The organism is Chitinophaga sp. OAE865 (genome assembly GCF_040546735.1).
In the GTDB taxonomy this organism is placed as follows: Bacteria; Bacteroidota; Bacteroidia; order Chitinophagales; family Chitinophagaceae; genus Chitinophaga; species Chitinophaga polysaccharea_A.
Window position 1 is genome coordinate 3,699,765 of record NZ_JBEPOF010000001.1, and the last position, 13,712, is coordinate 3,713,476.

The 13,712-nt window shown below is 48.8% G+C and carries 10 protein-coding genes; 5 read left to right on the top strand and 5 right to left on the bottom strand.

Annotated features, from left to right (window positions below; all coding sequences use genetic code 11):
- Positions 1–104: 104 nt before the first annotated feature.
- A complete protein-coding gene (locus tag ABIE50_RS15070) occupies positions 105–1,196 on the bottom strand; it encodes a serine hydrolase domain-containing protein (protein ID WP_209860188.1) in 1,092 nt (363 codons plus the stop codon).
- Between the two features lie 127 nt (positions 1,197–1,323).
- Positions 1,324–2,658, bottom strand: coding sequence for an amidohydrolase family protein (locus tag ABIE50_RS15075; protein WP_209860187.1), 1,335 nt, complete (start codon positions 2,656–2,658; stop codon positions 1,324–1,326).
- A 468-nt stretch (positions 2,659–3,126) separates the two neighbouring features.
- Between ABIE50_RS15075 and nadC the strand changes: the two genes are divergently transcribed.
- Positions 3,127–3,966 (top strand): carboxylating nicotinate-nucleotide diphosphorylase, encoded by an 840-nt coding sequence (gene nadC / locus ABIE50_RS15080; RefSeq protein WP_209860186.1) that lies wholly within the window; start codon positions 3,127–3,129, stop codon positions 3,964–3,966.
- A gap of 115 nt (positions 3,967–4,081) precedes the next feature.
- Here nadC and ABIE50_RS15085 read toward each other — a convergent pair whose 3' ends face one another.
- From ABIE50_RS15085 to ABIE50_RS15095, 3 genes are all read right to left on the bottom strand, one after another.
- On the bottom strand, positions 4,082–5,224 hold the full coding sequence (locus ABIE50_RS15085) for an FAD-dependent oxidoreductase (RefSeq protein ID WP_209860185.1): 1,143 nt from the start codon (positions 5,222–5,224) through the stop codon (positions 4,082–4,084).
- A 14-nt stretch (positions 5,225–5,238) separates the two neighbouring features.
- Positions 5,239–5,835 (bottom strand): TetR/AcrR family transcriptional regulator, encoded by a 597-nt coding sequence (locus ABIE50_RS15090; protein ID WP_209860184.1) that lies wholly within the window; start codon positions 5,833–5,835, stop codon positions 5,239–5,241.
- A 129-nt stretch (positions 5,836–5,964) separates the two neighbouring features.
- Positions 5,965–6,960: a S1C family serine protease gene (locus tag ABIE50_RS15095; protein ID WP_209860183.1), complete on the bottom strand. Its 996-nt coding sequence runs from the start codon at positions 6,958–6,960 to the stop codon at positions 5,965–5,967.
- 154 nt (positions 6,961–7,114) lie between these two features.
- Between ABIE50_RS15095 and ABIE50_RS15100 the strand changes: the two genes are divergently transcribed.
- The 4 genes from ABIE50_RS15100 (at position 7,115) to ABIE50_RS15115 (ending at position 13,712) form a co-directional block, all read left to right on the top strand.
- Positions 7,115–7,687: an RNA polymerase sigma-70 factor gene (locus ABIE50_RS15100; protein WP_209860182.1), complete on the top strand. Its 573-nt coding sequence runs from the start codon at positions 7,115–7,117 to the stop codon at positions 7,685–7,687.
- 77 nt (positions 7,688–7,764) lie between these two features.
- Positions 7,765–8,793, top strand: coding sequence for a FecR domain-containing protein (locus tag ABIE50_RS15105; protein ID WP_209860181.1), 1,029 nt, complete (start codon positions 7,765–7,767; stop codon positions 8,791–8,793).
- A 240-nt stretch (positions 8,794–9,033) separates the two neighbouring features.
- Positions 9,034–12,204, top strand: coding sequence for a TonB-dependent receptor (locus ABIE50_RS15110; RefSeq protein ID WP_209860180.1), 3,171 nt, complete (start codon positions 9,034–9,036; stop codon positions 12,202–12,204).
- An 11-nt stretch (positions 12,205–12,215) separates the two neighbouring features.
- Positions 12,216–13,712, top strand: coding sequence for a RagB/SusD family nutrient uptake outer membrane protein (locus ABIE50_RS15115; RefSeq protein WP_209860179.1), 1,497 nt, complete (start codon positions 12,216–12,218; stop codon positions 13,710–13,712).

Below are 13,712 nucleotides of genomic sequence, written 5' to 3' on the forward strand. Positions count from 1 at the left end.
TGTAGAAACGCCAATACCATTTGGTATCCAGCCGACAGCACCAGGGATATGCAGACTACCTGTAAAACAAGAAGGTCGTCCCTGCCAAAGACGACCTTCTTGTTTTACTCCAACCCCTCAAATATCTTCCCTGCTGCCACTCCCAACGCATCCTGTGCAGTTCTATCCGCCTCATTCGTTAATATCACAATACCAGTATTCCGCTCAGGGTATACCACGCAATAGCTGGCAAACCCAAACGTGCCGCCGCTTTGCCAAATCCGGCGCAAACCGTTGCTGGTTTTGTTCATTTGCCAGTTTAAGCCGATAGCAAAATTGTTCATATCACCCCAGGCCGGCTGGTGCGTTAATTTCGCTGAAGGATCGGTTTCATCTGCATGCAGCCGGATATATTCCAGCATATCATCTATGGAAGAATAAATGCCTCCTGCAGCGGCCAGCATAGGAGGATTGTAAGGCATGATGCGGCCCCGCTGGTTATATCCTTTGGCAGCATTATCTGGCAGCAGGGCGGTAGTATGTTTCATGTGCCGGGGGCGGGTGATGAATTTTCTTACCAGTTCCCCGTACGACATACCGTATATGCGTTCCAGTATGATGCCAAGCAATTGAGCACCGGCATTTGAATATTTGAAATGATAACCGGGAACGGTATTCAGTTGTACCTGGTGAAGGTCGTTCAGAAAAGCGGCAGTAGAATAATCCTGTTGTTGCGCGTTGATAATACCCGGGATGGAATCTTCAGGTTGTTGGAACAGCTCACGGTTGTCAGGGAGCAGGAAGGGCAGCCCGGAAAGATGTGTGATAAGATGTTTCAGCTGTATAGCGCGGCCTTTATACTGGAGGTTGGGATAATCTCCGTTCAGGTAAAACCGTATATCGTCTTCCAGTTTCACTTTTTTGTTTACTACTGCTTTTGCCAGTAAGTAGCCGGTGAATGTTTTGGAGATGGAACCTATTTCATAAGGCGTATGAATATCAGGCAGGGATGTTTTACTGTAGCGGTAAATGTAGGTTTGTCCGCCTGAATACACTCCAACTTCAGCGCTAACGCGGCTGGTGTCCTGCATAAAAGTAAGGAGTGCAGATTGCACAATGCTGTCCACTTTTGTTTTGCAGGGATTGTCTGTTGCCACCTGTGCCTGCAGATGAACAGTTGATAAGAATAGAAAGAACAGCGGGATAAATTGTTTCATGGTTGTTTTTTGAAACAAGCTTATCCTAAGAAGATGCCATTTGGCACTGGTTTAACGCTTATCTTCTTATATATTTAAAAATAAGAAAACGTGTATCAAAAATGAACACCCGGTGTACGCAGGCGCACTATGGTTGCAGCGGACCTCTGCTTATCTGCTCACCGGCTTTATACACTGCGGCTATTTTCCTGGTATTTTTAATATCCTGTGCAGGATTGGCATTGAGTATAATGAGATCGGCGGTTTTACCTTTTTCTATAGTGCCATAGTCTTGATTTATTTTCAGGGCGGTAGCCGCATTTTTAGTAGCAATAGTAATGGCTTGCAGGGGAGTAAGTCCTGCCTGTACCAACAGCTCCATTTCAAGATGCTCGGAAAATCCCTGTGTACGTACCGGTTGTGCGCCGGAGTCGGTACCCAACGCAACGATAATGCCGGCGTCAGCAATCTTTTTTACATTCTTCATCGCTGTTTCAAACGCATGGATATTGCGCTGATAGGAGGGGGAGTTCTTCAGTTTTTCCTGGTAAGCAGGAGAGGTGATCATCTCATACACGCCGGGTTCCAGGGATGCTTTGAAGAAAGGATCGTTGATCCATTCAGGCTTACGGGCATAGATATACGCATATTCATCGAGCGAGAGGGTAGGGATATAGACCACGCCTTTAGCTTTCATCTGTTGCAGTAAGGCCGCGTCAATTTCCTGGTCGCGGATGCTGTGCGCCACGATGTCCAGTCCGTCGGTCACAAGGTTTTTTGCATCGGCAAGGTAAAACAGATGCGATGCTACGGGAATATGATGGGCATGTGCACGCTTAATAAGAGCTTTGTAAATAGCGGGGTCCATTTTGGGGGTGGACCCGCCAAAATCATCTACCCACATTTTTATTACCGTTGGCTTTACAAGTGCCACACTATCTAATTCAGTAGTGGCCTGTGCTACTGTGGAGGGGTGCTTTACATACTTCATCGGTGGGCCACCTTTTGCTCCTGCAAAGCCATAGCCGGCAGAATACAGGCGTGCACCGGGCAACAAACCACTCACGGAAGAGTCACGCAAGCCGGAGGTAAACAACATAGGCTGGTCGGACCCCATCACCAGGATATTGGTGACGCCGTAGTCTGCATATTTTTTCAGTTGTGATAAAATATTTTCCCGTGTATAGGGATCGCTGTTGTTTTCGTTACCTTTTATCATACCAATATGCACGTGGCTGCTGATGATAGCGGGCATCACGGTTTTACCGCTACCGTTGATCACCGTGGCATCGCCGGCTGCTAAGTTTTTACCGGTAGCGGCAATCCTGCCGTCCTTAATCAGTATATCCGTATGCGTTAGAGGCCTGCCGCCGTTGCCGTCTATCAGGGTTACGTCCCTGATCAGGATGGACTTAGCGGTGGGGGCTGGCTGAAAGGCAGCCAGCAGTATAATAGCGGTAGCGAGTAACAGGAAGTTTTTCATAGCATTATTTTCTTACGGGAAAATAAAGTTACTGGATTGTAATTAATAATAGTAATGTTGTTCCAGCCTCTGCCAGAAATTCATGTATATTGGTGTTTATGATAAAGATTTTAATAACAGGCTGCGGTATTTTGCTATTTGCATCCTGTTTTTTTTCACAGGAGTGGCGGAAGCAAAAGCAAATAGAAACCTGGAACAGGCGGATAAAAGAGTTTAGTGAAAAAGATAGCCTTGATAGGCTAATACAATTTAGAGATTCAGCTATTACATCTAACTAACCCAGGTTGCCGGTTAAGAAATTTTGTTGAGAGTTGTTGCGAAGATGAACAGCGTCATACAGAAAATTGATATAATTTTTTCCTCACTGAGCATTGTATGGCAGCTTTTGTATGGTAACTCAAAACTATCAATATTTACAATGTTCTTTTTTATTCTTTACTTAATTTTGCGTCCGAAAATACAGAGCGTATGACAACACAGGAATTCATTGCCGCGGCATTTCTCGAAGACGTGGGGAGCGGCGATTACTCTACACTGGCATCCATACCGCCCGATGCTAAAGGTAAGGCAATACTCAAAATAAAGGAAACAGGCATACTGGCAGGTATGCAGGTGGCGCAGGAAATTTTCCATTATCTGGAAGAAGATGCAAAATTCAGCATCTATAAAAAAGATGGCGATGCTGTAAATAATGGCGAAACCGCGTTTACCGTTGAAGCCAGCGTGCATACCATATTAAAAGCAGAAAGATTGGTGCTTAACTGCATGCAACGCATGAGCGGCATCGCAACGCTTACCAATAAGTACGCTGATAAAATAAAAGATTACAAAACCAAAATACTCGATACCCGCAAAACCACGCCGCTGTTCCGGGAATACGAAAAGCAGGCAGTGCGCATTGGCGGCGGTTACAACCTTCGCATGGGCTTGTACGATATGATTATGCTGAAGGACAACCATATCGATTTTTGTGGTGGCATAGAGCAGGCCATACAGAAAACCAACAAGTACCTTGAGGCCAACGGGCTCAACTTGAAAATAGAGATCGAGACCCGTAACCTCGACGATGTGCGCCGTGTGCTTGCTGTGGGCAATGTACACCGCATAATGCTCGATAACTGCTCACCGGAACTATTGGAAGAAGCAATTGAGCTGATTGGCGGTAAGTATGAGACCGAGGCATCAGGTGGTATCAATCTCGATAACATTATCTCCTATGCCCGTACCGGTGTCGATTACGTCTCAGTAGGCGCTATCACAAATCGTGCTGTGAGCCTGGACCTTAGTTTAAAAGCACACCAAATATAGCGCAGATATTATCGCGGTAGTTATTATCTCCCTGTCAGTAACCCTTATACAGATGTCTTCCTTATGACCGTATGCCTTTAGCATGTCATCAATAATACAGCAAATTGATATATGCTTACCCCACTATCCCCACAATAAAACCAACCGCATCCGGCGAATGCAATGCCGTTGTGGACTCCATTGTTATCCTCGCGGTTTCGCCCGCTCTTATACGCATTTGTTTTTCAAACGCAGCAATGGCTGCATGCGCATCCTGATAATCATCCCCGGTGAGGCATTGGCCCAGTTCCAGTGCATCCAGCATGGCCATATTCACGCCTTCGCCGGCATAGGGAGGCATGAGGTGGGCGGCATCGCCCAGCATAGTGAGATTGGGCAGCGCCTCCCATGTTTGATCAAAGGGCATGCAGTATTGAGGGCGGGGAATAAAATCAGTATTGGCATTTTCAAACAGTTCCAGCCATATATTGTCCCAGCCGGTAAAGGTGGCTTTAAACCAGGCAAGCACCTGTGTTTTATCCGAAAAGTTGATGCCGCTGGTTTTATACCAGTCTTCATCGGTATTAACACCGGTATAAAAAGCCAGGCTGCCATTTCCTTTCGTGCTTGCAATTAAGGATTTATCATCTCCCAATGCAAATACCTTCCCGCCTTTTACCAGGGCCCAAATGCGGGGGCAGGTGGTAGCAGCATCATACACGCTGCCTTCTACGATCGTTACGCCTGAGTAAAAAGGCCTGATGGGTGTGATATATGGACGGATCTTAGAATTGGCGCCGTCTGCAGCGATCACGATATCTGCGTAAGCATTGCTGCCGTTTTTAAAAGAGAGTTGCCAGCCATTTCCCTGTGGCTGCATGGATACAAACTGGCTATCCCATACAACGGTATCTGGCTGCAGGGAGTCCAGCAGTATTTCCTTTAAGGGGCCACGGTCAATTTCCGGCCTGGATCCTTTATCCACGCTGCTTTCGTGATCGTCAAGAATAATAGTGGCGTGTTTATCAACAATGCGCAGCCGGTCGGCTCCGGGGCGGTAATTGGCCTTGAAGGCGTCCATCAGTCCTGCTGCTTCCAGTGCTTTTAGTCCTGATTCTTCATGAAGGTCCAGTGTGGCGCCCTGTACGCGTGCCTGCCTGTTTACATCCCTTTCATATACCTTCACTTCTGCATGGCTCATCTGCAGTATCCTGGCCAGGGTTAATCCACCGGGGCCTCCGCCGATAATAGCTATTTTTTTGTGTTGAATGACACTCATGTTGTTTGTTTTATTTATTTCAGCATTCCCCTGATCACGGTTTCACAGCAATCGAGTATCACTTTTTCCGTGATGATCTGTCTGGGTCTTTCTGTATAATCAAAATATTCACTGACCAGTTCCAGCAGCGGTGCAAATAACAGGGCGCTGTATATATCCTGGTGGAAGTTGCGGATCATGCCCTGTTTCACCTGTTGTTTAAAGAACTGTTGGATAGGCTTAAAGTATTGCCCCTGTTCTATGTTTGCCTGCTGGTATGCTTTGTTGAGCAGGGGAGATGTTTTCCCGTTCCGGAGCAACGCAAAATGTGTCCTGTTGCGGGATAGGTAGCGGAAGCTGTTTTGCCACAGCTTTTTTATGCCCGTTGCAAAATCCATACCTGCATGAAAATTTTCCAGCACCGCCTTTTCATAAGGTTCCAGCACTTCTTCTATAAATAGTTTTATCAGGAGATCTTCCTTGTCTTTATACTTTATATAAATCGTTCTGGGCGATATATTGGCCGCTTTCGCCAGCTTCTGCATGGTGAGGTTTTCTAGCCCCTCTTCTGCGATGATCTGCAGGGCTATGGTGCGGATGGCTTCCTCTTTCTCTAAATTTTTAGGTCGCATACGGTAATTGATTATTACAAAGTAAGTAAATGTTTGTTTACTTATAAAATATTTTTCCCGGACAGGCATAAAAAAAGCTGCCCCGGAGCGTTTCTGCTCCGGGACAGCCTCATTTTTCAGGTGCCACTATTAATTTTTTATTTCGCCGGGAATCACTTCCACTACCTGTTTCCTGCCACCCCTTAGTATCTCTACGGGGATCTTTCTGCCGATCTGTTTATCGGATAACAAGAGATGCAGGTCATCAACAGAAGTTACCGGTTTGCCGTCGAATGCGATAATGATATCGCCGATATGCAGTTCGCTGTTATAGAAGTTGCCATCGGGCACGGTTTCAAACACGTATACGCCCGTGTGGATGTTCAGCTTATTGGCAGCAATCATCCTGCTGCTGAGGTTTACCGGCTGTGCGGCAATTCCCAGTTGCGCCCTGCGGATCTTACCGTGGAGGATAAGCTGACCGGCAATCTGTGCGGCCAGGTTGGAGGAGATGGCAAAGCAAAGCCCCTGTGCGGAGGCAATCACCGCCGTGTTCACACCAATTACCTGTCCTAACGAGTTCACCAGCGGACCGCCGCTGTTGCCAGGGTTAAGCGCCGCATCGGTCTGGATCACATTATCGATCAGCCGGCCGTTGCTGGCCCGGAGGGTACGCCCTAATGCGCTTACTACGCCGGCGGTAACGGTATATTGCAATCCCATCGGGTTGCCGATGGCAATGGCGATCTGCCCTACCTGCAATGTAGAAGAATCTGCCAGCGGCATGGCCTTTAACCCGCTCTCATCGATCTTTAATACAGCAATATCGGTGGAAGGGTCCGCCCCTTTGATCTCTGCATTTACCCGCCTGCCGTCCACAAACGACACCTTAATACTGTCGGCGTTTTCCACTACGTGGTTGTTGGTAATAATAAAACCATCGGAAGAAATAATGAAGCCGGAACCGGTGCCTCCCTGCGTACGCCTTTCCCGCGTTCGCTGGTCGCTTACCTTTTTCTGTACTTCTATATGTACCACCGATCCGGCTGCAGTACCCACTACGCCGGTAACGGTTTGAGAATAGGCATCTAATAAACTCCTATCGTTCGACGCCTGATGCGTAAGAAATGAAATTGAGTTATCCATAATCAACCACCGGTTCAAATTTATCTCCAGTTTATTCCGGATGCCTTTTTGGCATCTGATGGGCCGGCTTTATGCCATCTTTACTTTTCAGCACTTGAAAATCCTAATTATTTAGCTATTTTGACGGGGAATGTTTTTCGTCTAATAAGGAAGTATGCCAGCAATTGATTTACAGGTACTGTGGGATGCGGTTTGCAAGGCGGACGATCAGCAATCGTTCCGGCAATTGTTTGATCATTATTATCCCCGTTTAGTGCGTTTTGCAACAGACCTGGCCATCAGCAGGGAAGCAGCGGAAGAAATCGTGTCGGATGTATTTGTGCAGCTCTGGAAAAACCGCAGGGAAGGCGGATCAATTTTGTATCTCAAAACCTACGTATATACTGCTGTCCGTAACCGCTGCTACAACCATCACCGCGATGAGCAGAAACACCAGTGGCTGGAACTGGAAGCAGAAAACGCCCCGCTTGCCGGAGATGTACATCCCCAGCTGGAATGGAAGGAAATGCAACAATGGCTGGATAAAGCCATCGCCACCCTCTCTCCCCAGGGCCGGACTATTTTCCGCCTGATCCGGGAGGAAGGATTCAAATATAAAGAAGTAGCCCTGCTCCTGGAAATCTCCCCACGCACCGTTGAAACCCAGCTGGTACGCGCTACCAGCCGCCTGCGTGAAGCCCTGCAACAGTATAGCAGGGGAGGCGGTCCCAAAATCCCCGCTCCCTGAAAAAAATATTTTTACCTGCTGTAGGTAATCGCCTTCTCTTTCGTGTCTTTCTCCCTGGGAACATTTAAACAGCACCTATGCATCATCATCGCCTGGATGAACTAATAACGGCAAAACTCAGCGGCACACTGGATGAAAGCGGCCGGGAAGAACTGGCGGCTTTACTGCTGCAACACCCGGAATGGGCGCAGCAGGCTGCTTTGCTGGAACAATACTGGAATTCAGTACAGGAACCGGAAGCGCCTCCGGCGGCTGTTTTTAGTGAGATGATGGCAAAAGCGGGGCACACCGGTAAAACAACCGTAAAGGTCGTGGCCTGGTGGAAATGGGCAGCTGCCGCCGCCCTGGCCGGATTGCTGTGCACAGCAGGTTACCACCTGTGGCAGCATTCCCACCGGCAGAAAGAGTTGCAGCTGGTGGAAACCCGCAACGGTGAACGCCGGCACTTCCGCCTCAGCGACGGTACCACTGTGCACCTGAATGCCTCCAGCCATCTTACCTGCCGGCTGAATGCCCGCACCCGGGAAATATGGCTGGATGGAGAAGCTTTCTTTGAAGTGGCTAAAGACCCTGCCCGCCCTTTTGTGGTACACGCTGCCTCTATGAACATCCATGCCCTCGGCACGGCTTTCAACGTAAAAGCCTACCCGGAAGACGCACAATATGAAACTACCCTGCTGGAAGGCGCAGTGGAAGTATATCTCGATAAAACGCCGGAACAGAAAGTACGGCTACGCCCGTACGAAAAACTGGCCATCGGCAGCACTGCTGCACTGGCATCTCCGGAAAAAAAATTAGTAATAAAACCAGTGGTATCAAAAGTAGCAATGGCAAAAGCCGCTGCCTTACCGGCTGCAGACAGCACCCTGCTGGAAACGGCATGGGTGAGCAACCGCCTTCAGTTTGAAGCGCTCCGTTTTGATCAACTGGCCAAACTATTGGAACGCTGGTACGGCGTTAAAATTGAATTCCGTAATGAAACAGTGAAAAACTATGTATTCAGCGGCTCCTTTGCTTCTGAAAGCATCAACCAGGCACTACAGGCCCTGCAACTAACAGAAGAATTCCATTTCGATAATCAAAGCACGCGGATCATCATTTATTAGCACGTTCACCTAAAAATCAGTTATGAAGGACTAGAAAACCTGTAAACAGTTCAATGAAAAAAAGCACAGGAAATGCTACGAACATTCCCTGTGTGAAGGCTTATCAGCAAAGCGCCGGCCCCTTTGGACGGGATGGCAGGGCCTTGCTATTGTATCACCTATCATCACAAATTTATGGAAAAAGTCAACCAATCGGATGCATGCCGGCGAAGAACGCCCATGCTCAAGTATTTGATCATTATGAAGCTATCATTCTTTATTGTTTTACTTTCCTGCATGCAGGTGGCAGCCATCGGTTACTCCCAACGCATCAGCATCCATGTAAAGGATACGGAAATAAAAAAGGTACTGGACCGCATTGCCGGCCAGTCGGATGTACGTTTCCTCTACAGCAACCGTAAAGTGGACCTGCAGCAACGGGTAAGCATCCGCGCCGCGGAAGAGCCACTGGAAAAGGTGCTGGATAAAGTGCTTTCGGGCAGCGGCTTTGCCTGGAAGGAACTGGATGGCCACCTGGTGGTGATCATTCCTGAAAACACCGCATGGGAAAATATCCGCGTGAAAGGCCATGTTACCGGCGCCGATGACCAGGCATCGCTGTTGGGTGTTACGGTACAGGTAAAAGGCACCGCTATCGGTACTGTTACCGATGAAAAAGGGAACTTTTCACTTGATGCGCCCGCCGGCGGCACACTCCTGTTCCGCTATGTAGGCTATGAACCCCTGGAGCTCCCGGTGAAAGCATCAATGGAAGTGCAGCTGAAAAAATCTTCCAGCGCCCTCACGGAAGTAGTAGTGATCGGGTATGGCGCTGCACAGAAAAAAGATCTCACCGGGTCCATTGTAAGCATCACCCCTAAAGAATTTAACAAAGGCATTATCAGCAATCCCGTACAGGTATTGCAGGGAAAAGTTGCCGGCCTGGTGATCAGCAAGCCCGGTGGCAACCCTAATGGTAAAATAAGCATCAGTCTCCGGGGCGCCTCCTCCCTGTCTGCCAGCAGCCAGCCACTGTTCGTAGTGGATGGTATACCCGGCATCGACATCAATGCAGTACCACCGGATGATATCGTATCTATCGATGTTTTGAAAGATGCATCGGCAGCAGCCATTTACGGTTCCAGGGGCGCCAATGGCGTTATCATTGTTACTACACGCCGCGGCAGGGAAGGCGTTACACAGGTATCCTACAGCGGTTATATCGGTATGGAGAAGATGTCGAACACCTACGATGTGCTCAGCGCATCAGACTATCGCAAATACCTGAAGGATAATAATATCGATGCATCTGCATTTGACCTCGGATCTTCTACCAACTGGCAGAAAGCCATTACCCGCACAGGTATCAGCCATAGCCATAATTTATCGATGAGCGGAGGAAAAGACAATACCCGCTACAGCGCATCTGTGAACTATCTCAACAATGAAGGCGTAGTGCTGAACTCCGGCCTTGAACGCATCATCGGCCGCATTACGCTGGACCAGGGCGTTTTCGACAACCGCCTGCGACTGGGCCTTTCCATGAACTATGTGGGAGAGAAGAACAAATACGTAGGCACAGACCCGGATGGCAACGGCGATAACCGCATCTGGGAACAGGCCATTGCTTACAATCCTACAGCTCCTGTTTATAATGCAGATGGTTCCTGGTTTGAAAAACTGGATATCAACGATAACTACAATCCCGTTGCCCTTGCCAACCAGATCAGACACCAGCGCGCCCTGAATAAATTTATCGGTTCTGCAAAAGCTACCTACGATATTACCAGTCACCTTACCTACGACCTGCTGCTTGGGCTGGAACGCGCTTCCAGCGACCGCGGTCTGTATTATTCAAAAGAATCGCCGGTGATAGAAGGAGCAGGCAGTAACGGAACCGCTACCCGCGCTTCCCAGACCTGGGATAATAAAACACTGGAAACCTATTTTACCTACAACCAGCAATGGCAGAAAAATGTAGTGAAAGTAACAGCAGGTTATTCCTACCAGAACTTTTTCAGGAACAGTATGTCGGCAGGTAATACCCAGTTCGTATCCGATATCTTCAGTTATAATAATCTCGGCGCAGGCCAGGGCGATCAACCGGCAGTAGCTTCCGGCGCGGAGGAGAACTCACTGGTATCTTTTATCGGCCGCGTATTTTACAGCTACAACGATAAATACCTGCTTACCGGTACGGTGCGCCGCGATGGCTCTACCCGTTTTGGTAAAGACAGGAAATGGGGTACCTTCCCATCCGCCTCACTGGCATGGCGAATTACACAGGAACCCTTCCTGCAGAACAGCAGCTGGCTGCAGGACCTGAAATTTCGTGTAGGCTATGGCGTTACCGGTAACCAGGAGATCCAGAATTATAAGTCGCCGCTCACTTACAGCCCTGGTGGTAAAGTGCTGGACAACGGCCGCTGGGTTACCTCTTACCAGATCGGGCAAAATGAAAATCCTAATCTCCGCTGGGAATCTGCGGCACAGTTTAATGCAGGTTTTGACTTCACCATGTTTAAAGGACGCCTGAGCGGAACATTGGAGTACTACGACAAGCGCACTAAAGACCTGCTGTTCAATTACAATGTGCCCTCGCCGCCTTACCTGTTCCCATCCATGCTGGCCAACGTGGGCAAGATCAGCAACAAGGGAGTGGAGCTGTCGCTCAGCGGCGCTGTTATTGACCACAAAGACTTTAGCTGGAACGCTTCCTTCAATATTTCCCGCAACTACAACAAGATCCTGTCTATTGCCAACGACCAGTTTAAAAGCGATGCTATTTATGACGGCACCGTGGGCGCCCGGGGGCTTACCGCTGTGCAGATCGTGAAGGTAGTGCCGGGTTATTCCATTGGTACCTTTTACATCCCGCATTATACCGGTATTGATGCCAACGGTAACCAGCAGTTTGAAGATATTGACGGCAGCGGCAGTTTTGATTTCCGTAGCGACAGCCGCGTGGCGGGTAACGGGTTACCGAAATACCAGGCAGGTTTGGCGAACACCTTCCGCTATAAAAACTTTGACCTGAACTTTTTACTGCGCAGTCTTTTTGGCTACCAGATCTTCAATGCTACCGACCTGGTGCTGAGCGATCGCTTCAGTCGCCTGCCCGGCCGCAATGCCATGGCAAAGTATGCGAACAGCAATATCCGCGGCACCTATGTATCCGACCGCTTTATTGAAAACGGCGCGTTCCTGCGGCTGGACAACTTCTCACTCGGTTACAGCATCCCCGCTGCCGGCAGCAAGCTGTTTGCCAACCCGAGGGTGTATATCTCCGGGCAGAACCTGTTCGTGATCACCAGGTATTCCGGCCTGGACCCGGAATTGCCTATCGATGGTCTTGCGCCGGGTATTGATAACCGTAACGTATATCCGAAAACACGCTCTTTTGCAGTAGGCTTTACGGTAAACTTTAAATAAAAACGATCAACATGAAATCAGTATTCTTTAAATATACACTGCTGGCCGGCATGATCTGCTCGGTGTTCAGCTGCACCAAACTGGACGAAACATTTTACGACAGGGGCACTGATGAGAACTTCCTCAAAACAGAAGATGAGCTCAACGCATTTGCCAACGGCGCTTATGCTAAAATGCGTGGGTACCGCGACAGCTACTGGAAAATGAATGAAGTAACCACCGATGAAACCACCGTGCCATCACGGGGGGCCGACTGGAACGAGGGTGGGCTTTGGCGCGTGCTTATCAGCCATGAATTTCCCATTACCCACCAGTATATCAACGACATGTGGAACTTCATTTACCGCGATGGGGTGAACCCTGTGAATGCCATCCTGCAAAAGCTGGAAGGTTCTTCCGTGGTGCTGCCTACCAAAGACCAGATCATTGGACAGATGAAAGTACTGCGGGCTTTTCACTACTACCTTGCTATGGATGCCTTTGGAAATGTGCCGGTTGTTACTTCTTTTGAACAAACAACGCCGCCAAAGAATACGCCGCGCGCAGAAGTGTTTACGTTCATTGAAAAGGAGATTAAGGATAACCTGGCCGTACTTCCATCTGCCCTGGATACAAAGAACTATGGTAAAGTAACCAAAGGCATGGCTTTCATGCTGCTGGCAAAACTGTATGCCAATGCAGAGGTATATACCGGTACCCAGCGCTGGGCCGATTGTATTCGTATGTGCGATTCCGTTACTGCCATGGGGTACCAGCTGGAACCGGATTATTTTTCTAATTTCTCTACCAAAAATGAAAATTCAAAAGAGAATATTTTCGTGGTGCCCTATGATGCCATCAACGCCAAAGGCATGATGCTGCACTATCTTACGCTGCACTACAACAGCCGTTATACCTACGGGCTGCCCAGCTCGCCGTGGAATGGCTGGTGCACGCTGAAAGCGTTCTATGAATCGTTCGACAACGACGACAAACGTAAAACCATGTTCCTGGAAGGACAGCAATACGCGCAGGACGGTACCCCGCTGAAAACAGAGCAGGGCGCTCCGCTGATCTTTACCAGCACCATAGGCGACCTGGCCAATGCTACGCAAACAGAAGGGGTGCGTATTGTTAAATATGAGATCCAGAAAAATACCGCTTATGCAGACCAGGATAATGACCTTGTTATTTTCCGTTATGCAGATGCGCTCATGCTCAAGGCAGAAGCATTGCTGCGTACCGGTCAGGCTGGTCCTGCGCTCATCCTGGTAAACCAGGTGCGCGCCCGCAACTTCGGCACTGCTAAACCGCTGCTTACCCTTACTCCCGATAATCTCCTGGCAGAGCGTGGCCGTGAGTTTATATGGGAAGGTTGCCGCCGGCAGGACCTGATCCGCTTTGGTAAATGGAACAGCGCCTGGCAGTTCCACCCGGCTGATCAGCCTTTCCGCCAGTTGTTCCCTATTCCCCAGGCGCAACTGGATGCCAATCCTAACCTGGTACAGAACCCGGGCTATAAATTATAA

Coding starts and splice junctions, on each gene's coding strand:
- ABIE50_RS15070 (WP_209860188.1), bottom strand. CDS start 1,196: ATGAAACAATTTATCCCGCTGTTCTTTCTATTCTTATCAACTGTTCAT.
- ABIE50_RS15075 (WP_209860187.1), bottom strand. CDS start 2,658: ATGAAAAACTTCCTGTTACTCGCTACCGCTATTATACTGCTGGCTGCC.
- nadC (WP_209860186.1), top strand. CDS start 3,127: ATGACAACACAGGAATTCATTGCCGCGGCATTTCTCGAAGACGTGGGG.
- ABIE50_RS15085 (WP_209860185.1), bottom strand. CDS start 5,224: ATGAGTGTCATTCAACACAAAAAAATAGCTATTATCGGCGGAGGCCCC.
- ABIE50_RS15090 (WP_209860184.1), bottom strand. CDS start 5,835: ATGCGACCTAAAAATTTAGAGAAAGAGGAAGCCATCCGCACCATAGCC.
- ABIE50_RS15095 (WP_209860183.1), bottom strand. CDS start 6,960: ATGGATAACTCAATTTCATTTCTTACGCATCAGGCGTCGAACGATAGG.
- ABIE50_RS15100 (WP_209860182.1), top strand. CDS start 7,115: ATGCCAGCAATTGATTTACAGGTACTGTGGGATGCGGTTTGCAAGGCG.
- ABIE50_RS15105 (WP_209860181.1), top strand. CDS start 7,765: ATGCATCATCATCGCCTGGATGAACTAATAACGGCAAAACTCAGCGGC.
- ABIE50_RS15110 (WP_209860180.1), top strand. CDS start 9,034: ATGAAGCTATCATTCTTTATTGTTTTACTTTCCTGCATGCAGGTGGCA.
- ABIE50_RS15115 (WP_209860179.1), top strand. CDS start 12,216: ATGAAATCAGTATTCTTTAAATATACACTGCTGGCCGGCATGATCTGC.